The sequence below is a fragment of the Nocardioides luteus genome, from assembly GCF_015752315.1.
Classification (GTDB): domain Bacteria; phylum Actinomycetota; class Actinomycetes; order Propionibacteriales; family Nocardioidaceae; genus Nocardioides.
This window is the reverse complement of the sequence record NZ_JADOVJ010000001.1, coordinates 1,226,889-1,249,086: the sequence shown is the minus strand read 5'-3', so window position 1 is coordinate 1,249,086 and position 22,198 is coordinate 1,226,889. Positions and strand designations below refer to the sequence as shown.

19 protein-coding genes are annotated in these 22,198 nt (G+C 70.0%); 4 read left to right on the top strand and 15 right to left on the bottom strand.

Going from position 1 to position 22,198, the window contains the following annotated elements; translation table 11 throughout:
* Positions 1 to 18: 18 nt before the first annotated feature.
* Together HD557_RS05995 and HD557_RS05990 are read right to left on the bottom strand one after the other, a co-directional pair.
* Positions 19 to 1,812, bottom strand: a complete 1,794-nt coding sequence (locus HD557_RS05995) for a BCCT family transporter (protein WP_196873226.1) — start codon at positions 1,810 to 1,812, stop codon at positions 19 to 21.
* A 182-nt stretch (positions 1,813 to 1,994) separates the two neighbouring features.
* A complete protein-coding gene (locus tag HD557_RS05990; protein WP_196876310.1) occupies positions 1,995 to 2,453 on the bottom strand; it encodes a RidA family protein in 459 nt (152 codons plus the stop codon).
* A 121-nt stretch (positions 2,454 to 2,574) separates the two neighbouring features.
* Between HD557_RS05990 and HD557_RS05985 the strand changes: the two genes are divergently transcribed.
* Entirely contained in the window at positions 2,575 to 3,843 is a 1,269-nt protein-coding gene (locus tag HD557_RS05985; RefSeq protein ID WP_196873225.1) for an anthranilate synthase component I family protein, read from the top strand.
* Between the two features lie 58 nt (positions 3,844 to 3,901).
* Positions 3,902 to 4,576 (top strand): GntR family transcriptional regulator, encoded by a 675-nt coding sequence (locus HD557_RS05980; RefSeq protein WP_008362256.1) that lies wholly within the window; start codon positions 3,902 to 3,904, stop codon positions 4,574 to 4,576.
* Between the two features lie 77 nt (positions 4,577 to 4,653).
* On the opposite strand, the gene HD557_RS05975 is transcribed toward HD557_RS05980, so the two are convergent.
* The 3 genes from HD557_RS05975 to HD557_RS05965 all read right to left on the bottom strand — a co-directional run bounded on the left by HD557_RS05975 (position 4,654) and on the right by HD557_RS05965 (position 8,096).
* The gene (locus HD557_RS05975) at positions 4,654 to 5,820 is read right to left on the bottom strand and encodes a hybrid-cluster NAD(P)-dependent oxidoreductase (RefSeq protein WP_196873224.1); all 1,167 of its coding nucleotides are present in this window, start codon (positions 5,818 to 5,820) and stop codon (positions 4,654 to 4,656) included.
* Positions 5,821 to 5,839: 19 nt separating this feature from the next.
* Complete coding sequence (locus HD557_RS05970) at positions 5,840 to 7,090, bottom strand: aromatic ring-hydroxylating oxygenase subunit alpha (protein ID WP_196873223.1); 1,251 nt, start codon at positions 7,088 to 7,090, stop codon at positions 5,840 to 5,842.
* A gap of 265 nt (positions 7,091 to 7,355) precedes the next feature.
* Positions 7,356 to 8,096 carry an IclR family transcriptional regulator gene (locus tag HD557_RS05965; RefSeq protein ID WP_008362253.1) on the bottom strand — a complete coding sequence of 247 codons (741 nt, stop codon included), beginning with the start codon at positions 8,094 to 8,096 and terminating at the stop codon, positions 7,356 to 7,358.
* Positions 8,097 to 8,378: 282 nt separating this feature from the next.
* On the opposite strand from HD557_RS05965, the gene fdhA reads away from it, so the two are divergent.
* Positions 8,379 to 9,590, top strand: a complete 1,212-nt coding sequence (fdhA, locus tag HD557_RS05960) for a formaldehyde dehydrogenase, glutathione-independent (RefSeq protein ID WP_008362252.1) — start codon at positions 8,379 to 8,381, stop codon at positions 9,588 to 9,590.
* A 77-nt stretch (positions 9,591 to 9,667) separates the two neighbouring features.
* Here fdhA and HD557_RS05955 read toward each other — a convergent pair whose 3' ends face one another.
* Genes HD557_RS05955 through glyA form a run of 10 tightly spaced genes read right to left on the bottom strand, consistent with a single transcriptional unit; the run spans position 9,668 to position 21,348 of the window.
* Complete coding sequence (locus HD557_RS05955; protein ID WP_196873222.1) at positions 9,668 to 10,990, bottom strand: bifunctional folylpolyglutamate synthase/dihydrofolate synthase; 1,323 nt, start codon at positions 10,988 to 10,990, stop codon at positions 9,668 to 9,670.
* The gene (locus HD557_RS05950; RefSeq protein WP_196873221.1) at positions 10,987 to 11,841 is read right to left on the bottom strand and encodes a methylenetetrahydrofolate reductase; all 855 of its coding nucleotides are present in this window, start codon (positions 11,839 to 11,841) and stop codon (positions 10,987 to 10,989) included. Before HD557_RS05950 ends, HD557_RS05955 begins: the two co-directional genes overlap by 4 nt.
* Complete coding sequence (gene folP / locus HD557_RS05945) at positions 11,838 to 12,722, bottom strand: dihydropteroate synthase (RefSeq protein ID WP_196873220.1); 885 nt, start codon at positions 12,720 to 12,722, stop codon at positions 11,838 to 11,840. The genes HD557_RS05950 and folP overlap by 4 nt, the downstream gene beginning before the upstream one ends.
* Positions 12,719 to 13,603 carry a bifunctional methylenetetrahydrofolate dehydrogenase/methenyltetrahydrofolate cyclohydrolase gene (locus HD557_RS05940; RefSeq protein ID WP_196873219.1) on the bottom strand — a complete coding sequence of 295 codons (885 nt, stop codon included), beginning with the start codon at positions 13,601 to 13,603 and terminating at the stop codon, positions 12,719 to 12,721. Before HD557_RS05940 ends, folP begins: the two co-directional genes overlap by 4 nt.
* 25 nt (positions 13,604 to 13,628) lie before the next feature.
* Positions 13,629 to 15,002 carry an L-serine ammonia-lyase gene (locus tag HD557_RS05935; RefSeq protein WP_008362245.1) on the bottom strand — a complete coding sequence of 458 codons (1,374 nt, stop codon included), beginning with the start codon at positions 15,000 to 15,002 and terminating at the stop codon, positions 13,629 to 13,631.
* Entirely contained in the window at positions 15,002 to 15,634 is a 633-nt protein-coding gene (locus tag HD557_RS05930; RefSeq protein ID WP_196873218.1) for a sarcosine oxidase subunit gamma, read from the bottom strand. The genes HD557_RS05935 and HD557_RS05930 overlap by 1 nt, the downstream gene beginning before the upstream one ends.
* Positions 15,627 to 18,536: a sarcosine oxidase subunit alpha family protein gene (locus tag HD557_RS28075; protein ID WP_307785542.1), complete on the bottom strand. Its 2,910-nt coding sequence runs from the start codon at positions 18,534 to 18,536 to the stop codon at positions 15,627 to 15,629. The genes HD557_RS05930 and HD557_RS28075 overlap by 8 nt, the downstream gene beginning before the upstream one ends.
* A complete protein-coding gene (locus HD557_RS05915; RefSeq protein ID WP_008362241.1) occupies positions 18,533 to 18,823 on the bottom strand; it encodes a sarcosine oxidase subunit delta in 291 nt (96 codons plus the stop codon). The genes HD557_RS28075 and HD557_RS05915 overlap by 4 nt, the downstream gene beginning before the upstream one ends.
* A 12-nt stretch (positions 18,824 to 18,835) precedes the next feature.
* Positions 18,836 to 20,053: a sarcosine oxidase subunit beta family protein gene (locus tag HD557_RS05910; RefSeq protein ID WP_196873217.1), complete on the bottom strand. Its 1,218-nt coding sequence runs from the start codon at positions 20,051 to 20,053 to the stop codon at positions 18,836 to 18,838.
* Positions 20,053 to 21,348, bottom strand: a complete 1,296-nt coding sequence (glyA, locus tag HD557_RS05905) for a serine hydroxymethyltransferase (protein ID WP_307785541.1) — start codon at positions 21,346 to 21,348, stop codon at positions 20,053 to 20,055. Before glyA ends, HD557_RS05910 begins: the two co-directional genes overlap by 1 nt.
* Before the next feature lie 127 nt (positions 21,349 to 21,475).
* On the opposite strand from glyA, the gene HD557_RS05900 reads away from it, so the two are divergent.
* A complete protein-coding gene (locus tag HD557_RS05900) occupies positions 21,476 to 22,153 on the top strand; it encodes a GntR family transcriptional regulator (RefSeq protein ID WP_196873216.1) in 678 nt (225 codons plus the stop codon).
* Positions 22,154 to 22,198: the final 45 nt, after the last annotated feature.

Genomic DNA, 22,198 nt, shown 5'->3' with positions numbered 1-22,198 from the left:
GCTCCTTCAGAACTCGTGCTAGCCGGCCGACCTGGGCAGCTCGGCCTCCTCGACCAGCTCGTCGAGCTCGTCGTCGAGCTCGTCGGCCGGCTCGCCGGCCGATTCGCCGGCCGATTCGTCGGCGGGCGCGTCGGGATCGCGGGAGACCCTGATGACGAAGTCGTCACCGTGCTCCGAGACGCCGTAGACGACGGCCTGCTCGACGGCTCTGGAGGCGTACTCGGCACGCACGACCAGCGGGTCCTCCCGCAGGTCCTTCACCAGGGACACGCACAGCGCGATCATGACCAGCACGAACGGCACGGCGGCGACGATCGTGATGGTCTGCAGCCCGCTCAGCGCGTCGGAGCCACCGACCAGGAGCATCACCGCGGCGACCGCACCGGTGGCGACGCCCCAGAAGATGACGGTCGGCTTCCCCGGCTCGATGGAACCGCGCTCGGAGAGCGTCGCCATGACGATCGAGGCCGCGTCGGCGCCCGAGACGAAGAAGAGAGCGACCAGGATCATGACCACCACGCTGGCCACCGTGGCGAGGGGGAAGGACTCGAGGGTGGTGAACAGCTGGGTCTCGACGCCGCCGGCGCCGGCGATGTCCACGCCGCCCTGCTGGAGGTCGATGGCCGCACCGCCGAAGATCGCGAACCAGGCCAGGCTGACCAGCGACGGCACCAGCAGCACGCCGGTCACGAACTGACGGATGGTCCGGCCCCGCGAGATCCGCGCGATGAACATGCCGACGAACGGCGTCCAGGAGAGCCACCAGGCCCAGTAGAAGACCGTCCAGCTCGACAGCCAGGAGGCGGTCTCGGAACCTTCGGCCGACGTACGCGCCGACATCATCGCCACCTCCTGGAAGTAGCTGCCGACCGTGGTCGGCACCAGGCTGAGGATGAACACGGTCGGACCGGCCACGAAGACGAACAGGGCGAGGCCGACGGCGAGCACCATGTTGATGTTGGAGAGCCACTGGATCCCCTTGGCCACACCCGAGACCGCCGAGAAGACGAACCCGACCGTGAGCACGGCGATGATCGCGACCAGGATGCCGTTGCCGGTCCTGCCGAGACCGCCGACGATCTCGAGCCCGCTGCGGATCTGGAGCGCGCCCAGGCCCAGCGACGCGGCCGACCCGAAGAGGGTCGCGAAGATCGCGAGCATGTCGATGACCTTCCCGCCGGCGCCGTGCGCGTGACGCCCGAGGATCGGCTCGAACACCGAGCTGATGAGCAGACCGCGGCCCTTGCGGAAGACGCTGTAGGCGATCGCGAGCCCGACCAGGGCGTAGATCGCCCAGGGGTGGATGCCCCAGTGGAAGAGGGTCGTGGCCATGGCCGTCTGGATCTTCTCGGACTGACCGTCGCCGACGGCGCCCGGCGGAGGCGAGACGTAGTGGCTGATCGGCTCGCTGACGCCGTAGAAGATCAGGCCGATCCCCATGCCGGCGCTGAACATCATCGTGACCCACGAGACCGTGCGGAACTCGGGCTCCTCGCCGTCACGGCCGAGCGGGATGTTGCCGAACTTGCCGAACGCCAGCCACAGCACGAACCCGACGAAGGTCGAGGCCGCGGTGACGAAGAGCCACCCGAGGTTGGCCATCACCCAGGACAGCGACTTCCCCGACACCGCGGCCAGCGAATCGGTGCTGACGAAGCCCCAGGCCAGGAAGCCGACCGCGATGACGGCGGTCACGCCGAAGACGACGCGGTCGAGCCCCCCGGCGTTCTTGGCCGCCTCCTCGGGAGGACAGTCGAGGGCCGGATGGGTCGCCCCGTTCTGGCCGAGGGCCTTGTGGCGCGAGGATGCCACCGCGGAAAGGTCTCCGCTACCTGCAGATGATCTCATGACGCACTCCGATCGAGAGCTCTTGGGATGAGCAGCATCTGTCGGTGCCATCGAGGCTCCGGGTGGCGGCACTTCAGTGGGGCGCTACGCGGTCAGACGCTGATATACTAGTCACCTTATATGTGATGCATCACACCGGGCAAGGGTCAGATCTCGACGACGAGCTCGAGCTCGACCGGCGCATCCAGGGGCAGCACCGAGACCCCGACCGCGGAGCGCGCATGTCGCCCGGCGTCGCCGAACACCTTGCCGAGAAGCTCCGAGGCGCCGTTGGCCACCAGAGCCTGGTCGGTGAAGAGCGGGCCGGAGGCGACGTACGCCACGACCTTGACGATGCGCTTCACCTGCCCGAGATCGCCGATCTCGGACTTGATCGCGGCCAGCGCGTTGAGCGCGCACCATTGCGCACACGCCTGGCCGTCGGCGAGACCGAGGGTGTCGCCCACCCGGCCGCGGGCGATGAGCTCGCCGTCGCGGATCGGCAGCTGCCCCGAGGTGAAGACGAGCGCCCCGGCGCGGACCGCCGGGACATGGGTCACGACGGGCGGCGCGTTCTCGGCGACAGTCAGACCGAGGTCGAGCAGCGCGGCGCCCGGGCCGAGCACCGCAGCACTCGACCTCCGGGGGCTGAACAGCCGCAGAACCCTGCTCCCGCGATCCGACATGGCCGGAACCCTAACACTGATATACTAGTTGTCGATACGTTGACTTTCAGGAAGTGGACGCATGACCCAGGCGATGGCAGCGACCACCGCGGACCTGTTCGCCGAGATGGCGAGTACCCGTCCGCGCTGCTTCTGGCTGGACGCCGGCCCCGGGGACGGGGCCGCCCACCGGCCGATCATGGGCGCTCTGCGCGACGACGACGTCTCGCTCACCTACGACGCCGCTCGGCGCGAGGTGCGCCGACATGCCGGCGGAGAGGCCGGGCTGGTTGGCACGGACATCTTCACGGTCCTCGAGGACGAGCTCGCTCGCACGCCACCGGACGAGATCTGGGTGGGCTACCTCGGCTACGCCTGTCGCCCGGACCTCCCGGCCAGGGCACACCGGTCCGGACAGCCCGCGATGCCCGACGCGATCTGGATGCGTACGCGGCACGCGACCCCGGTCGACCCGCCGGCGTCGCCCGCCGCCGGTCCGGCGCGACACCGGCCGGCGCGGCCCGCCGGCCAGACCCCGGACGCCTACGCACGAGCCTTCGACGAGGTGCAGCGGGAGCTGCGGGCCGGCAACACGTACGAGGTGAACCTGACCCACCGGATCGAGGTGCAGGACGATGTCGACCCGGCCGTCGCGTACCTGCGGCTCCGCGACCTCAACCCCGCCCCGTACGCGGGCTTCATCCAGCACCACGGCTTCCGGCTGCTCAGCTCCTCGCCCGAGCGCTACGCCACGATCGACCGCGACCGGATGATCGAGACCCGGCCGATCAAGGGCACCACGCCGCGCGGGAGGAGCGCCGCCGAGGACGACGAGCTGCGCCGCGACCTGGCCTCGAACCCGCGGTTCCGCGCCGAGAACCTGATGATCGTCGACCTCCTGCGCAACGACCTGGCGATGGTATGCGAACCCGGCTCGGTGACGGTCCCCTCGCTGATGGCGGTCGAGTCGTACGCGTCGGTCCACCAGCTCGTGACGACCGTGCGCGGCCGGCTGCGCGACGACGTCACCGGCGTCGGAGCGCTGCGCGCCCTCTTCCCGGCCGGCTCGATGACGGGTGCGCCGAAGCTGCGCACCATGGAGATCATCGGGCGCGTCGAGACCACCGCCCGCGGCGTGTACTCCGGCGCCTTCGGCTGGATCGCGCCCGACGGCCGGGCCGATCTCGGCGTCGTGATCCGGAGTCTCACCACCACCGGCGACGGCTCCTGGGAGCTCGGTACCGGAGGCGGGATCACCATCCACTCGACCGCCGAGGACGAGTACGCCGAGACCGGCTGGAAGGCCGAGCGGCTGCTCCGGGTGTTCGGCACGCCGCTACCCGGTGACTGATGTATCAGACTAGGATGGTTAAGACGCAGGCCGGAACGGACAAGTGGGGCACGACTCAATGACGGTTGACGAGATCCTGGCAACGACGGCGAACCCGCCCGCCACCTCACTCGCCGAGCAGGCCTATCTCTACATCCGTGATCGCCTGGTGATGCTCGACATCCGTCCGGGGGCGCCGATCAACGACGGCCAGATCGCGGCGGCCATCGGCATGGGCCGCACGCCTGTCCGCGAGGCGATCAAGCGCCTCGAGGCCGACCACCTGGTCCACTCCTTCCCCCGCCGCGGCACCTTCGCGACGACCATCGACGCGACCGAGCTCACCGCCATCGCCGAGATCCGGCGTCAGCTCGCGCCCTACGCGTCCCGTGCCGCCGCAGAGCGCGCCACGCCGCAGCAGCGGGAGCAGATGCGCGACCTCGCGGCCCAGATCGGCAAGGGCAAGCTGGGCGACGGCGACCGCACCGCGCTGATGCAGGTCGACAAGGCGGCCCACAGCCTGATCTACCGGTCCAGCGGCAACCCCCACCTCGAGGACATCCTGATCAGGTACGACAACCTCGCCATCAGGATCTGGTGGATGGTAATCGACCGACTCCCCGATCTGGCCCACCACGTCATCGAGCAGGCTCAGCTCCTCAACGTCGTGGCCGACGGCGACGCCGACCGGGCCGAGAAGCTCACCCTCGAGCACATCGGTGACTTCGAGCGCGAGATCCGCCAGGTCCTCTGACCACGCGGTGGCTGCCAGGCCGGGTCACCGACCCGACAGCCACCGTCGCTGCGTACGTCTGCCGCAGCAGGCCGGTCTCAGCAGTCCAGCTGGATGTCGCCCAGCGGCTTGGAGCAGCAGATCAGCACCTTCTGGTTGGCGACCTCCTTCGGCCGGATGCCGCCGTTGTGCTTCATGTCGACCTCGCCGGAGAGCATCGACACCTTGCAGGTGCCACACATGCCCTGGCCGCAGGCGGACATCGGACGCATACCGGCGGCGATCGCAGCCTCCAGGATGGTCTCGTCCGGACCACAGGTGATCATCTTCCCGCTGCGCGCGAACTCGATCGAGAAGCCGGCAGCGGCCTCCTCCTCGGCGTCCTGCTCCATCGGCGGCGCGGCCGTCGGGGCAGGCACCTCGGGAGCGCCGAAGTCGAAGCTCTCCTCGTGGTACTTGTCCATGTCGTAGCCGAGCTCTTCGAGCAGCGACTTCGCGGCAGCCATGTAGCCCGCGGGACCGCAGATGTAGGTCTCGCGCTCCTCGAGGTCGGGTGCCAGGATCTCGAGCACCGGCTTGGAGATGCGTCCCTGCAGCCCCATCCACCGCTCCGTGGGGGCGTCGCCCTCACAGATCTCGGCCACTCGCAGGTTGGGCATCAGACGAGCCATCGCCTCGAGCTCACCGCGGTAGATGATGTCCGCCGGCGTACGCGCGCTGTGGACGAAGAGGATGTCCGCCTCGGAGCCGAGGTCGTAGAGCGTCCTCGTCATCGACAGCACCGGGGTGATGCCGCTGCCGGCCGAGAGGAAGAGGTACTTCGGGGCGTCCTCCTCCGGCAGGACGAACGCACCCGCCGGAGCGTGCATCGAGATCCAGTTGCCGGGCTCGAGGTTGTCGTGGAGCCAGTTCGACACCACACCGTCGGGGACCCGCTTGACCGTGATGGCCAACCGGTCGGGCCGGGTCGGCGGCGAGGCGATCGTGTAGCAGCGGGTCATCAGCTCGCCGTCGATCTCGACGCGGATGGTGATGAACTGGCCCGCCTCGAAGTCGAAGGGACGCCGGTCGGGGGTCGTGAAGACGAAGGTCTTCACATCATGGGTGACCGCGAGCACCTGGCTGCACACCAGGTCCATCACGTCGCTCTCGGCCCAGCAGGGCTCCAGGTTCCGCCGGCTGCGGACGGCCGCCGGGCGGCCGTTCTGCAGACCGAACGAGTTGGGCTCCGACACCTCGGGGATGTCGGTCTCCATGATGGTCATGTCTCCTCCCGGTCTCCGGCTAGGCGTTGGCTTGGATGCGCTGGACGTACCAGGTGACGAATGCATCGACCTCACCCTCGACCTCTGAGTACGGACCAGGTACGTAGCCCGGGTCCGTCACGCCTCGCTGGGTGCCCTCGACCAGGACCCGGTCCTGGTCGTTGGTGGCACGCCAGACGGAGGTGAGCGACTCGACCGAGTAGTCGACGCCCTCGACGGCCTCCGGGTTGACCAGCCAGGTCGTGCGGACCAGCGTCCGGTCGACCGCGAGCGGGATCACCGAGAAGACGACGGCGTGGTCGGCGAGGAAGTGGAACCACGAGTTGGGCTGCATGTGCAGCGACAGGTCGCCGAACCTCGGGTCCTCGATGGACCCCATCAGCTTCGCGCAGAGCTGCTGACCGTCGGGGCCGAAGGAGGCACCGGCGCCGTCCAGCGGAAGGTGGGAGATCTGGAACCCCGTCGGTTTGCCTTCCAGCTGGCACAGATCCCCGTTCGGGAAGCCGATTACCTCGCGGGCCTTCTCCAGCTCGGCCTGCGCCTCCTGGTAGCGCTCGAAGACCTGCTGCAGACGCGGCGGCACGTCCTCGGCCTCGTAGCGGCTGATCGGAAAGTACGCCGTGAGCAGCTCGGGGTGGGAGGCGTCGCAGTGGTGGCACTCGCGGTTGTTCTCCATCACCAGCTTCCAGTTGCCCTCCTCCACGATGTCGGTCTGGTGGGCGATCTTCGCCGAGGCCAGGTCGTAGGGCTTCAGGTAGGGCTCGATGACCTTGCTGACGTCGTCGAAGTCGGCCGGCGGCTCGTCGGCCAGGCAGAGGAAGACCAGCCCGCCGACCGCACGCACGTTCACCGGCTTGAGCCCGAACTTGTCGTACTCGAAGGTGCCGGCCTGCGACTCGGCGAAGATCAGGCTGCCGTCGACGCGGTAGGTCCACTGGTGATAGGGGCACACGATGTTGCCGATCGAGCCGCAGCCCGACTGGAGCAGTCGAGACCCGCGGTGACGGCAGACGTTGCGGAAGGCGCGGACGTTCTCGTCGTCGTCGCGGACGACGATCACGGAGTGGGGTCCCAGGTCGACGGTCACGTAGTCACCCGGGTCCGGGATCTCCGCCTCGGCGACAGCGAAGATCCAGTGCTGACCGAAGATGAGATCGAGATCCTGCTCGTAGACCTCCGGGCTCGTGTAGAAAGGCGCCTCCAGCCCGAAACCGGCTGCACGCTCGTCCGCCAAGGACGCCAGATCCACAGGCGTCGATTCGATGCTCATTCGCGTCACGTTGATGTCTCCCACGCTCAAACCGGGCAGGTTTCCGGGTTCAGATACGGCGGTCCGCCAGACGGCGGGTGTTTCACTCTGCACAACTACTGCGTAGCGCGAAACGATTCTGCCGCGCGTGAGAAGACGCTGTCAACGGGTCGATCTGGATTCGCCAGCAGGATTTACACGGGCTTTACTGCCGACGCGAAGTGGCCCGCATGCAGCAGGCATGCGGGCCACTTCGGGGGCCGATCCTCGCCTCGGCCTGGGCAGGTCACTCGGCCTTGGGGAAGCCGTTCCGCTCGGAGATCGCGGCCGCCGCGGCGAGCACGTGCTCGGCCAGCTCGGGCACCTTCTCGGACGTGATCCGGAACGACGGACCCGAGGCCACCACGGCGGCGATCACGCCGCCCCCCAGGGAACGGATCGGCGCAGCCACCCCGGTGAGACCGATCTCGTGCTCGTCGGCCGAGTAGGCATAGCCGAGCTTCCTGAACTCGGTGAGCTGCTCCTCCAGGAGCACCGGGTCGACCACCGTCTGCTCCGTGTAGCGCTCGAGCCCACCCTCGATGATCCGCCGGCGGTCCTCCGGCGACATCGCGGCGAGGAAGACCTTGCCGGACGCGGTCGTGTGCAGGGGGCTCCGCTGCCCGACCCAGTTGACCGAGGTGATCTCCGCACTCCCGATCACCTGGTCGATCGTGATGGCCTCCTCACCGTCGTTGATGACGATGTTGACGGTCTCGCCGACCGCGTCGGCCAGGGCCATGCAGATCGGTCGACTGGTGACCGAGATGTCGTGCTTGCGGGTGGCGCCGGCGGCCAGCTGGATGACGCCGTAGCCGAGCTGATAGTCGCCTCGACTCGCGCTCTGCTCCACCAGCCCGCGGGCCTCGAGAGTGGCCAGCAACCGGAAGACGGTGGACTTGTGCACCCCCAGCTCCTCGGAGATCGGCGTGACTCCGACAGCCCCCCGACGGGCGAGCACCTGGAGGATGGAGATGGCTCGGTCCACTGAGTGAACGGTCGTGCTCCGTGTTTCGCTCGTGTTGCTCATGCTGAAACAGTATGCCTCCTTGCCAGATCGCCCTGGTCACCCCCTACTGCCGGGTAGGCGCGGCGCGAGCGATCAGACGCCGCCGCGCGAGCCGCGAAATCGGTCGAACGAGGGTCTTGATGCCGACGCGTTCGACGGTCTAGTTTGTTTCATATAGCGCTGCTGTTTCGCTATAAGAAACATCTTCTGCAACCTGAGAACGCCGGACGCCCCCATCCGGGGGCAGGAAGAAGAGACGCCATGGCAGACAACAGAGTCGTCGTCTACAAGGGGCCGGGCGAGGTGGCCGTCGAGACCATCGACTACCCGAAGCTGGAGCTCCCCCAGGATGTCGTCAGCGGCCTCGGCATCAAGCGTGCGGCACCGCATGCAGTGATCCTCAAGCTCGTGACCAGCAACATCTGCGGCAGCGACCAGCACATGGTCCGCGGCCGGACGACCGCCCCGGTCGGTCAGACCCTCGGCCACGAGATCACCGGCGAGATCGTCGAGATCGGCGACGACGTCCTCTTCCACGAGGTGGGTGACATCTGCTCGGTCCCGTTCAACATCGCGTGCGGTCGTTGTCGCATGTGCAACGAGGGCAAGACCGGCATCTGCCTCAACGTGAACCCGGCACGGGCCGGTGCGGCGTACGGCTATGTGGACATGGGCGGCTGGCTCGGTGGCCAGGCGGAGTACGTGATGGTCCCGTTCGCCGACTTCAACCTGCTCAAGTTCCCCGACCGCGACCAGGCCCTGGAGAAGATCCTCGACCTGACGATGCTCTCCGACATCTTCCCGACCGGCTACCACGGCGCCTACACCGCCGGTGTCACGACCGGGTCGACGGTCTATGTGGCGGGCGCGGGCCCGGTCGGGCTCGCCGCGGCGTACTCGGCGCAGCTGCTCGGTGCCGCCACCGTCATCGTCGGCGACATGAACGCCGACCGGCTCAAGCAGGCGGCCAGCTTCGGCTGCGAGACCGCGGACCTCTCCTCCGGTGACGCCCTGGCCGACATCATCGCGGACATCGTCGGCGAGCCGGTCGTGGACGCCGCCGTCGACGCGGTCGGCTTCGAGGCGCGCGGCCACGGCCGCGATGCCGCCGAGCAGCCGGCCACCGTCCTCAACGACATCATGGACGTCGCGCGTGCCGGCGCCTCGCTCGGCATCCCCGGCCTGTACGTCACGGGCGACCCGGGCGCCGTCGACGACGCGGCCAAGCAGGGCCAGATCGGCGTCCGGCTCGGTCTCGGCTGGGCGAAGTCGCACACGTTCGTGACCGGCCAGTGCCCGGTGAAGCAGTACAACCGCCAGCTGATGAACCTGATCCTCGCGGACAAGGCCCACATCGCCGACGCCGTCAACGCGAAGACGATCAGCCTCGACGAGGCCCCGGCGGGCTACGCCGCGTTCGACCAGGGCGCCGCGACCAAGTACGTCATCGACCCGCACGGCATGGTGAGCTGACCCCGACCGGACTGCACGACGGTCCTGCCCCCGGCCAGATCGGCCGGGGGCAGGACCGTTTCACATGTCCGCCAGGGTCACAGTCCCAGCAAGCGGCGTGCTTCCCCGACGGTGACGACGGAGCCGGTGACCAGCACCTGAGCCCCACCCTCCCCGGACAGCGCCGAGGCTGTCCGGACCGCCTCGAGGAGGGCATGGCCGAGATGCCCGATCTCCACGACCCGGTCCGGGCCCAGGACGCCTCGAGCCTCGGCCGCGGTGTCTCCGGCCGACAGCGACCGCGGGCTGCTGTTCCGGGTGCAGATCATCGTGGTCACGACGGGCTCGAGCTCGGCGAGCATGCCGGCCAGGTCCTTGTCGCCCATCGCGGCGACGACCGCGACGGTCGGGCGCCGACCCAGGTCGGAGAGGCCGGCCGCGAGGGCGCGGGCGCCGTCGGGATTGTGGGCGGCGTCGAGGATCACGGCCGGGTTCCCGGGCAGCACCTCCAGCCGCCCGGGCGACCTGGTCAAACCCAGCGCTCGCCGCAGCGGGTCCAGCGGGATCGCGTCCCCCAGAAGGGCTTCGACGCTCGCGATCGCGAGCACGGCGTTGTGCGCCTGGTGGCGCCCGTGGAGGGAGAGCGGGAGCTCGGGATAGTCACCCGCGAGGCCGGCGACCGAGATGATCTGGCCCTCGTCGAGCACTCGTCGGCCGCGCAGGCGGAAGTCGCGCCCCTCGACCATGAGCCGCGCGAGATACGCGTCGGCGTGAGCGCGCAGGAGCTGCTCGACCTCGGGCGTCTGCCGGGCCGTCACGGCCAGGGCACCGGGTTTGATGATCCCGGCCTTCTCGGCCGCGATGTCGAGCCTGGTCGGCCCGAGGTGGTCGACGTGGTCGAGGCCGATCGGGAGGATCGCCGCGACCTCGGCGTCGATGACGTTGGTGGCATCCCACATGCCACCCATGCCGACCTCGACCGCGGCGACGTCGATGCCGGCGGTCGAGAACGCCTGGTAGGCCATGGCGACCGTCATCTCGAAGAACGACAGCGGCGTGGGGCTCTCGCGGTCCACGGCGTCGGCCGCGGGCAGGACGTCCTGATAGGCCCGGACGAAGCCCTCGCGGGAGATCGGCCGGCCGTCGATGCTGATCCGCTCCCGGATGTCGGCGAGATGAGGACTGGTGAACCTGCCGACCGTCGAGCCCAGCTCGAGCAGGATCGCCTCCACCATCCGCGCGGTGCTCGTCTTGCCGTTGGTGCCGGTGATGTGGATCGACCGGTAGCCGCGCTGCGGACGGCCGAGCCGGTCGGTCACCGCCCGGATGCGCTCCAGGGACGGGGCGATCCTGGTCTCCGGCCAGCGGGCGAGGAGCCGGCGCTCCACCTCGGCGAGGTGCTCGAGGGCGGTGTCGGTCATCGGTGGTCACCACCCAGGCGTGCCAGCAGGTCGCGGCGCCAGGCCTCGGTCTCGGCGACCTGGTTGAACGTGAACAGGTGCAGGCCCGAGACCGCGGCCTCAGGGCCGTCCAAGCCCGGAGCGGCGCGCCTGAGGAACCGCTCCGGCGAGTAGCCGCCGGGCGCGGCGATGCGCGCGAACATCCCCTTGTTCTTGGCGAGGAACCTCGTCGACTCCCCCACCCCGATCTTGGTGGCCATCGCGAGGAGCTTGGCACGCTCGACCGGGCCGGGCAGCCCCACGACGATCGGTGTCGTGACGCCTCGGGCGCGGACGCGGCGTACCCAGTCGGTGAGGGCATCGGGGTCGAAGGTGAGGTTGCTGACGATCTCGGTGGCGTGGTGGCGCTTGTCCCACATCGCCTGCACCAGGCGGTCGTGGATGATCGTCGGGTGATCCTCGGGGTAGCCGGCGACGCCGACATGGCGGAACGGGTCGCCCAGATCGACGAGGGCCTCGAGCAGCTCCAGCGCGCCGGGGAACGGCCCGGGCTGCTCCGCGTCACCGGCGGGCACGAAGACCTTCTCGATGCCGGCCGCCTTCAGGCGACCGGTGATGTCGGCGAGCTCGGCCCGGCTCGAGACCATGCGCGCGGCGAGGTGGGGCACGACGTCGTAGCCGTGTCCGGCGAGGCGGATCGAGAGGTCCACGGTCCGCTCCAGACCCTTGGCCGGGGAGGCGGTCACGGTGACCGTCCGGCCGACGGGGAGAGCGGTGGTGACGACCTCCTCGATCGCGGCGGTGGGCAGGACCTCGTAGCGCGCGTCGAGCAGGAGGCGACGTACGACGGCGGCGGCCGAGCGGCGACTCACCGCCGGCCCGCCCACGCCCCGGCCAGACCGGCGTCGACCGTGGCACCACGGAGGCGCGCGGCCACCCGGGAGGCGGCCGCCGCGCCGGAGACCGAGTGCACGCGTACGCCCCAGGCCCCTCCGGCGGCCGCGATCGTGGCGACGGCGTCCGACGCCTCGTCACGGTCGGCCGGGACGTCCGGCTCGCGACGTCCGTACGTCGTGACCTCGGCGAGGAACCGCTTGCGGGAGGCCCCGACGAGGACGGGGAAGCCGAGGTCTCGCAGTCTCCCGAGGGACGCGAGCAGCTCCCAGGACTGGGCGGCGTTCTTCGCGAACCCCAGACCCGGGTCGAGGACGATCCGCTCGGCGCGTACGCCGGCGGCGAGCGCCGACTCGACCCGGCCGCGGAGCTCGGAGCAGACATCGTCGACGACCGAGTCGTAGAAGCAGTAGTCGTCCATCCGGGTGGAGTGCGCCCGCCAGTGCATGAGTACGCAGGTGACGTCCGCCTCCGCGAGGAAGGGCAGCATCTCGGGGTCGGCGAGCCCGCCGGAGACGTCGTTGACGATGACCGCCCCGGCCGCGACCGCCTGCCGGGCGACCGAGGCGCGCATGGTGTCGACCGAGACCGGGAACCCGCTCCGGGCCAGGCCCTCGATCACCGGGATCACCCGGGCGAGCTCATCGGCCTCGCTGACCCGCTGGGCGCCCGGCCGGGTGGACTCACCACCGACGTCGAGGATGTCGGCGCCGTCACGGATGAGCTCGAGGCCCCGGCGTACGGCCGCGTCGACGTCGAGGAACCGGCCGCCGTCGGAGAAGGAGTCGGGGGTGACATTGATGATGCCCATCACCTGACAACGTCGAGCGGCGCCGGTGGGCAGCTGGGTGGCGATCATGTCAGCGCCCCGACGGTCGCCTCCCTGGCAGCCAGCTGCTGCTCGGCGATCTCGACGATGTTGGTCAACAGCATGGCGCGGGTCATGGGCCCGACTCCGCCGGTGGCGCCGGTCATCTTGCCGGCGACGACGTCGACGTTCGGGTCGACGTCGCCGAGGATGCCCTCGATGGTGCGGGTGATCCCGACGGACAGGACCGTGGCGCCGGGGCTGACCCAGTCGGGCTTGACCAGGTGAGCCACGCCCGCCGCCGCGACGATGACGTCCGAGGCGCGAGCATGGGCGGCGACGTCGCGGGTCTCGATGTTGCACAGGGTGACGGTGGCGTGCTCGGTGGGGCGGGTGAGCATGAGCCCGAGGGGCCTGCCGACGGTCAGACCGCAGCCGATGACGCAGAAGCGCTGGCCGGTGATCGGCACGTCGTGCTGCCGCAGCAGCTCGATGATCCCGCGCGGCGTGCACGGCAGCGGAGCAGGAGTGCCGAGCACCAGCTTGCCGAGGTTGGTGGGGTGGAGCCCGTCGGCGTCCTTGTCCGGGTCGATGAGCTCCAGGACCCGGTGGGTGTCGACGTGCGGAGGCAGCGGCAGCTGGACGATGAAGCCGGTGCAGCTCGGGTCGTCGTTGAGCTGCCGCACCGCGGCCTCGATCTCGGCCTGCGACGCGCTGGCGGGCAGCTCGATCCGGAGCGAGGCGATGCCCACCTCGGCGCAGTCGCGATGCTTGCCCGCGACGTAGGAGCGGGAGCCGGGGTCGTCCCCGACGAGGATGGTGCCGAGACCCGGCTCGATCCCGGCCTCGTGCAGGGCCTTCACCCGCTCGGCGAGCCCGGCCTTCAGCTCGGCAGCGACGCGCTTGCCGTCGATCTTTGCTGCGGTCGTCATGCGCTTCTCCTTCTCGCGAGGCCCGTCAGCACTCGATGACGTTGACGGCGAGGCCTCCGCGGGAGGTCTCCTTGTACTTGATCTTCATGTCGGCCCCGGTCTCGCGCATGGTCTTGATCGCGGCGTCGAGGGAGACCCGGTGGCTGCCGTCGCCCCGCGCGGCGATCCGGGCGGCGTTGATGGCCTTGTTGCTGGCGATGGCGTTGCGCTCGATGCAGGGGATCTGTACGAGCCCGCCGACCGGGTCGCAGGTGAGACCGAGGTTGTGCTCGATGCCGATCTCGGCGGCGTTCTCCACCTGCTCCGGGGTGCCGCCGAGCACCTCGCACAGGGCGCCGGCGGCCATCGCGCAGGCGGAGCCGACCTCGCCCTGGCAGCCGACCTCGGCGCCGGAGATCGACGCGTTGATCTTGAACAGGATCCCGATCGCCGCGGCGGCGAGCAGGAACCTCACGATCCCGTCCTCGTCGGCGGTGGGCACGAACTTCTCGTAGTAGTGCAGAACCGCCGGGACGATGCCCGCGGCGCCGTTGGTCGGGGCGGTCACGATCCGGCCGCCCGAGGCGTTCTCCTCGTTGACGGCCAGGGCGAAGAGGTTGACCCAGTCCATCGCCCGGAGCGGATCGGTCTCGTCGGTGGAGGCGTGCAGGTGGGCGTACAGGCCGGGGGCGCGCCGCGGGACCTTCAGCCCACCGGGCAGGGTGGGCTCGACCCGGGTGCAGCCGTTGTGCACGCACTCCTGCATGACCGACCAGATGTGCAGCAGCTCGCCGCGCACCTCCTCCTCCGTACGCCACGCCAGCTCGTTGGCCAGCATGACGTCGCTGATCCGCTTGCCCGACTCGGCGCAGACCGCGAGCAGCTCCGCCCCGGTGGTGAACGGGTACGGGATCGGGGTCGCGTCCTCGACGATCCGGTCGGCGCCGGCCGCGTCCTCGTCCACGACGAACCCGCCGCCGACCGAGTAGTAGGTGCTCTCCTGGAGCACCTCCCCGGCGTCACCGAACCCTCGGAAGGTCATCCCGTTGGGGTGTGCGGGCAAGGTGCGGGTGCGGTGCATCACGACGTCGTCGGCGTCGAACTCGATGTCCCGGGCACCGGCGAGCCTCAGCCGCCGGGTGGCGCGGACCTCGGCGACCCGGGCGTCGGCGTTGTCGGTGTCGACGGTCTCGGGACGGTTGCCCTCCAGACCGAGGACGACCGCCTTGTCGGAGCCGTGCCCGTGGCCGGTGGCGCCGAGGGAGCCGAACAGCTCCACCTGCACCCGGGTGACGGCGTCGAGCAGCGACCCCGCCTTCAGGGCGTCGGTGAACTGCACCGCCGCGCGCATCGGGCCGACCGTGTGGGACGACGACGGCCCGATGCCGACCGAGAACATGTCGAAGACGCTGAGTGCCATCAGCCGGATCCCAACACCTTGAACTCGGCCATGGCGTCGATCAGCCAGCGGCCCAGGAAGTCGGCGTACGAGGCCCGCGGCAGGATCCGGTACGAGTCGGCCTCGACCTTCCAGAGGATCACCGGGACCCGGCCGATGTTGGTGACGACCGCGGTGCCCTCCGCGAAGGACCGCGGGTGGAGGTCGAGCGGGCAGCCCTTCTCCAGGACGGCCCGCGCGGACGGGCCCTCGAGCCGGAGGGTGGTGCGGTTGGCCGACAGGTCGACGACCGCGGCACCACCTTCGGAGACGCCCGCGCGCAGGTAGGACACCAGGGTGGAGCCGGCCACGCTCTGCGAGATGACCAGGAACTCGTCGGGCGAGAGCCACAGGACGACCACGTCGTGGCCGGTGGCCACCTCGCCGCATCCGCCGGGGAGCTCGGCACCGAGGATCTTGGCCAGGCGCGCCCGGTCGGGCGAGCCGACCGGCACCCGGAGGCCGACCATGGTGAGGAACTGCTCCTCGCGCACCCGCACCCCGAAGGCTCCGGTGACGCCGGCGTCGACGAAGGCGCCGTGGAGGTGGTGGGCCGGGCTGACGCGCAGACCGGAGATCGTCTTGTCGAGCGGCTCGATCGTGGTCTCAACCATCGCGGCGGCTTCCTTCCGGGTCGTAGAGGACGGTTTCAGCGACGACGACGTCGACCAGTCGGCCCCCGACCGGCGCGACGAGGGTCTGGCCGATGCGGTTGCGGCCATCCTTGATGAGTGCCAGCGCGAACGAGCGTCCGAGCGCGGCACTGTGGTAGCTCGACGTCACGTGGCCGAGCATCGGCACCGGTCCGTCGGCAGGGGTGATCGGCGTACCGGCCTCGACGAGCTGGGTGCCCTCGGGCAGTCGGAAGGACGTGTCGACGGGCAGCACCGAGACGAGGTGCTTGCGGTCGGTACGGGAGGTGTCGGCCCGGCTGTAGGACCGCTTCCCGACGAAGTCCTTCGCCTTGGAGACGATCCACTCCATGCCGGCGTCCTGCGGCGTGACCGTGCCGTCGGTGTCCTGGCCGACGATCGGGTAGCCCTTCTCGGCCCGGAGCACGTGCATGGTCTCGGTGCCGTACGGGGTGATCGCCCATTCCTGACCGGCGGCGTGGATCTCCTTCCACACCTGCGGACCGAACCAGGTCTCGACGTTGACCTCGAAGGCGAGCTCGCCGGAGAAGGAGATCCGGCACACCCGCGCCGGGATGCCCGAGGCGAGCGTGGTCTCGCGGAACGTCATGAACGGGAACGCCTCGTTGCTGACATCCAGGTCCGGCGCGATCTTGGCGATCACCTCGCGCGACCTCGGGCCGACCACGGCGACGGTGGCCCACTGCTCGGTGACCGAGGTGAAGCTGACGTCCAGGGTCGGCCACTCGGTCTGGTGCCACTCCTCGAGCCAGTCGAGGACCTTGGCGGCGCCGCCGGTGGTGGTCGTCATGAAGTAGCGGCCCTCGTCGATACGGAGCGTGACGCCGTCGTCGAACATCATCCCGTCGGGCGTGCACATGACGCCGTAGCGGGCGGAGCCGGGGGCGAGCTTCTTGAAGGCGTTGGTGTAGATCCGGTTGAGGAACTCACCGGCGTCGCTCCCCCACACCTCGATCTTGCCCAGCGTGGTCGCGTCCATCATGCCCACGGACTCGCGGACCGCGGCACACTCACGGAGCACGGCCTCGTCCAGCGACTCGCCGTCCTGCGGGTAGTACCACGGCCGCAGCCACTGCCCCACGATCTCCATCTCGGCGCCGTGCGCGACGTGCCACGGGTGGATCGAGGTCAGCCGGGCGGGGTCGAACAGGTCGCCCCGCTCACGGCCGGCGAGCGCGACGAACGGGACCGGAGCGTACGGCGCGCGGTACGTCGTCGTGCCGATCTCGCCGGGGCTGCGACCGTCGTTGAGCGCGGCCGCGATGACCCCGATGGCGTTGACGCCGGAGGTCTTGCCCTGGTCGTTGGCGGTGCTGATCGAGGTGTAGCGCTTGACGTGCTCGACGCTGCGCATGCCGGCGCCGGTCGCACGCAGTACGTCGTGCACCGTCTGGTCGCGCTGGAGGTCGACGAAGTGGTCGACCAGGTCGTCGAGCGCGACGCCGTCCTCGGCGACGAGCCACAGGGCTCGGGTGGTGCCACTGCCGGCCGCCGTGGGAAGCGCGGCCGCCGGGGCCTCGGCCGCGCCGATGAAGCCCGTGGCGAGCAGCGCGGTGGCTGCCGCGTGGCGGCCCTCGGCGAGACAGGCGTCGAGCGTGTAGCTGCCCCGGGCCGATCCCACGATCTGCTGGTCGGCGACCTCGCCGTCGGGAACGAACCCGGCCAGGTCCTCGTCCCAGCGGACCTTGCCCTGCCGCTGGCTGTGCAGGTGGACGACGGGGCTCCAGCCGCCGGCGACGGCGACGGTGTCGCAGGCGATCTCCCGCTGCTCGCCGACCGCGATGCCGTCGGCGTCGATGGCCGAGACCGTCGCGGCGGTGACCCGCGGGTCGCCGGTGGTGTCGAGGACGGCGGAGCCGAGGACGACCTCGATGCCGGCCTCCTCGACCCGGCGCGCGGCCTCGGACCGCTCGGCGCGGGCGTCGACGACGGCCGCCACGGCGACTCCGGCACCAGCCAGGTCGGCAGCGACCTCGTAGGCGCTGTCGTTGGTCGTCGCGAGCAGGACGTTGGAGCCGGCCGCGACGCCGTAGCGGTTCAGGTAGGTGCGGACCGCAGAGGCGAGCATGACGCCGGGACGGTCGTTGTTGCCGAACACGAGCGGGCGCTCGTGAGCGCCGGTCGCGATGATGACCTGGTGGGCGCGGATGTGCCACAGGCGCTGCCGCGACAGTCCGGCGAGCGCCTCCTTGGCCGGGCCGTCGAGGTGGTCCAGCCGGCTCTCGAGGGCGATCACGTAGTTGGCGTCGTAGCTGCCGAAGGCGTTGGTCCGGGTGAGGACGGTAACCTCGGGGGCGGCGGCGAGCTCCTCGGCGACGTCGCGCAGCCAGGTGTCGCTGTCGACGTCGTCGATCTCGAGGTCGCGGGCCGAGAGGAGAGAGCCGCCGAGCTCGGGCTGGTCGTCGACGAGGATCACGCGAGCGCCGGAGGCCGCCGCGGTGCGCGCCGCGGCCAGCCCGGTCGGGCCGGCGCCGATGACGAGCACGTCGGTGTGGACGTACTTCTTGTCGTAGATCGCGGTGTCGTCGGCGGGGTCGAGCTCGCCGAGACCGCTGAGGTAGTCGGCCTGGAGCCCGTTGACGAGCTCGACGGCCGTGGCCGGCAGCATCGACTCGGCGACCGCGTCACCCGGGCGACGCAGCCTGACCAGGGCGTTGGCCTCCTCGACCCCGGCGGCGAGGACGCCGCGGGGGCGCTGCCGGTAGAGCGAGGGCCCGCACTCGAGCACTCCGTTGGCGATCAGTGCCGAGGCGAGGGTGTCACCGGCGTGGCCGGCGTACTCCTGGCCGTCGACGCTGAAGGTGAGACGGGTCGACCGGTCGATGCGGCCGCCGTCTGCGAGGCGGTGCGACGTCGTGCTCACTGCTGTCCTCCATCCAGGGTGGGGCGTGGTTCGCCGGTGCGGTAGACGGCGGCGATGCGGTAGGTGACGGTGTCGCGGAGGACGTTGAACCACTTGCGGCACCCGGCGCTGTGGACCCAGCGCTCGGCGAAGATGCCCTTGGTGTTCTCGCGGTAGAAGAGGTAGCGACCCCACTCCTCGTCGCTGAGGGCGTTCGGGTCCTCCGGGTACGGGACGTGCGCCTGACCGCCGTAGTGGAACTCGGTCTCGTCGCGGGACCCGCAGTTGGGGCAGCTGATGAGGATCATCGTCGGCTCCTTTCAGTGGGCCACGGCGGCGGCGCCGTGCTCGTCGATGAGGGCACCGGTGCTGAAGCGCTCCAGTGCGAACGGGGCGTTGTACTCGTGGGGCTCGTCGTGGGCGATCGTGTGCGCCATCGTCCAGCCCGCACCGGGGGTGCCCTTGAAGCCACCGGTCCCCCAGCCGCAGTTCACGTAGAGCTGGTCGATCGGTGTCTTGCCCACCACCGGGGAGGCGTCCGGCGTGACGTCGACGATGCCGCCCCAGGTCCGTAGCAGGTGCGCGCGGGCGAAGATCGGGAACAGCTCGACGGCGGCCGCCATCTGCTCCTCGATCACGTGGAACCCGCCGCGCTGCCCGTAGCCGTTGTACGCATCGACACCCGCGCCCATGACGAGCTCGCCCTTGTGGGCCTGGGAGACGTAGACGTGGACGTGGTTCGACATCACCACGGTCGGGTGGACGGGCTGGTGGAGCTCGGAGACGAGCGCCTGGAGCGGGTGCGACTGGATCGGCAGGTCGAAGCCGGCCATCTCGGCGAGGACGCTGGAGTGCCCCGCCGCGCAGAGCGCGACCTTCCCGGCCGCGATGGTGCCGCGGCTGGTCTGCACGCCGACCACCCGGTTGCCGTCCTTGACGATCCCGGTCACCTCGCAGTCCTGGATCAGGTCGACACCGAGCTCGTCGGCCTTGCGGGCGAACGCCCAGGCGACGTGGTCGTGCTTGGCGATGCCCGCGCGGGGCTGGTAGGTCCCACCGAGGACCGGGTAGCGGATGTTGTCGCTGGTGTTGATGATCGGGCAGACCTCCTTCACCTGGTCCGCGTCGAGCCACTCGGCGTCGATCCCGTTGAGTCGGTTGGCCTCGCAGCGCCGCACCGAGTCGCGTACGTCCTGGAGCGTGTGGGCGAGGTTGAGCACGCCGCGCTGGCTGAAGAGGAAGTCGTAGTCGAGCTCGTCGGGGAGCACCTCCCACTGCTTGAGGGAGTGCTCGTAGATCGCGGCGGACTCGTCCCACAGGTAGTTGGACCGGATGATCGTCGTGTTCCGCGCCATGTTGCCGCCGGCGAGCCAGCCGCGCTCGAGGACGGCCACGTTCGTGATGCCGTGGTTCTTCGCCAGGTAGTACGCCGTCGCCAGGCCGTGGCCGCCGCCGCCGATGATCACGACGTCGTAGGAGGACTTGGGCTCCGGGTTGCGCCAGAGGAAGTCGGGGTGCTCGGGCAGCAGGTCTGCCATCACTCGGCTCCGTTCGACTCGAGGAGGTGGGGGTAGAGCGGGTGCTTCTCGGCGAGGTTCGTGACCCGTGCGCGCAGCGCGTCGGCCGTCTCCTCGGTGAAGTCGTCCTTCAGCGCGGCCGCGATGATGTCGGCCACCTCATGGAAGTCGGTGTCGCCGAAGCCACGGGTGGCGAGCGCCGGGGTGCCGATCCGCAGGCCGGAGGAGACCATCGGCGGACGCGGGTCGAACGGGACGGCGTTGCGGTTGACGGTGATGCCGATGCGGTGGAGCCGGTCCTCGCCGTCCTGGCCGTTGAGCTGGGAGTCGCGCAGGTCGACCAGCACGAGGTGGACGTCGGTGCCGCCGCTGACCACCGAGACACCGGCGGCTGCGACGTCGTCGGCGAGCAGCCGCTCGGCGATGATGCGGGCGCCCCGCAGCGTACGCTCCTGGCGCTCGCGGAACTCCGGCTCCGCGGCGACCTTGAAGGCGACGGCCTTGCCGGCGATGACGTGCTCGAGCGGCCCGCCCTGCTGGCCCGGGAAGACCGAGGAGTTGATCTTCTTGGCGATGGCGGGGTCGTTGGTGAGGATGACGCCGCCGCGCGGGCCGCCGAGGGTCTTGTGGGTCGTCGAGGTGACGACGTCGGCGAACGGCACCGGGTTCGGGTGCAGGCCGGTGGCGACCAGGCCGGCGAAGTGGGCCATGTCGACCATGAGCCGGGCGCCGACCAGATCGGCGATCCGGCGGAACTCCGCGAAGTCGAGCTGGCGCGGGTAGGCGGACCAGCCCGCGACGATCAGCTTGGGTCGGTGCTCGACGGCGAGGCGCTCGACCTCGGCCATGTCGATCAGGAAGTCCTCGCGGCTGACCTCGTACGGGACGACCTGGTAGAGGCGGCCGGAGAAGTTGATCTTCATGCCGTGGGTGAGGTGGCCGCCGTGGGCCAGCGAGAGGCCGAGGATGGTGTCACCCGGCTCGAGGAGCGCGAACATCGCGGCGGCGTTGGCCTGGGCGCCCGAGTGCGGCTGGACGTTGGCGTACTCCGCGGAGAAGAGCGCCTTGAGGCGGTCGATGGCGAGCTGCTCGATGACGTCGACGTGCTCGCAGCCGCCGTAGTAGCGACGGCCGGGGTAGCCCTCGGCGTACTTGTTGGTGAGAACCGACCCCTGGGCCTCCATCACGGCGGCGGGGGCGAAGTTCTCCGAGGCGATCATCTCCAGCGTGTTCTGCTGGCGGCTCAGCTCGGCGTCGATCTGCTCGCGGACCTCCGGATCGAGGTCCGCGAGCGAGGCAGTCAGGACGTCAACCACGGTGAGCTCCCAAACTCTTGAAGTACGATTGATATATCAGTTCCGGATCACCAGTATGCTTGGTGACGAAGACACCTGTCAACGGTCCAGACCAGACGGTTCAGATCAAAGAAAGCGGTGACATCGAATGACCGACGTTCAGGCGCCCGTCCGGCCGACGGTCGGAGCGCCGCCGACCTCCCTGGCGTACGCCGCCTACGAGCGCATCCGCGACCGGCTGATCATGCTCGACATCAGGCCGGGCGAGCCGATCAACGACGGCCGGCTCGCGGACTCCCTCGGCTTCGGCCGCACTCCCGTGCGCGAGGCCCTCAAGCGCCTGGAGACCGACCACCTGGTCGTCTCCTACCCGCGCCGTGGCACGTTCGCGACGCCCGTCGACGTCACCGAGCTGGGCGCGATCTCCGACCTGCGCGAGCAGCTCGAGCCGTTCGCCGCCCACCGCGCGGCGACGTCCGCGACCGACAGCATGCGCGCCGAGCTGCGCGCCATGGCCGACCGGGTTCGAGGGCTCGACGGGGCGGGCGACGACCGGCCCACGCTGATGCGGCTCGACATGTCGGTGCACCGGATGATCTACCGGGCGACGGGCAACAAGCATCTCGAGGACGTCCTGGTCCGCTACGACAACCTGGCCACCCGGATCTGGTGCCTGGTCGTCGACAAGGTGCCGAACCTGGCCTCCCACATCGCCGAGCACGCGCAGCTCCTCGACGCCATCGCCGACGGCGACGCCGAGCGCGCCGAGCGGCTGACCCGCGAGCACGTCGACAGCTTCGCGGCCGAGATCCGTCGCGTTCTCTGAACGCGGGCTCCCCACCACATGCGATCGGGCGCCGGCCCACCCGGC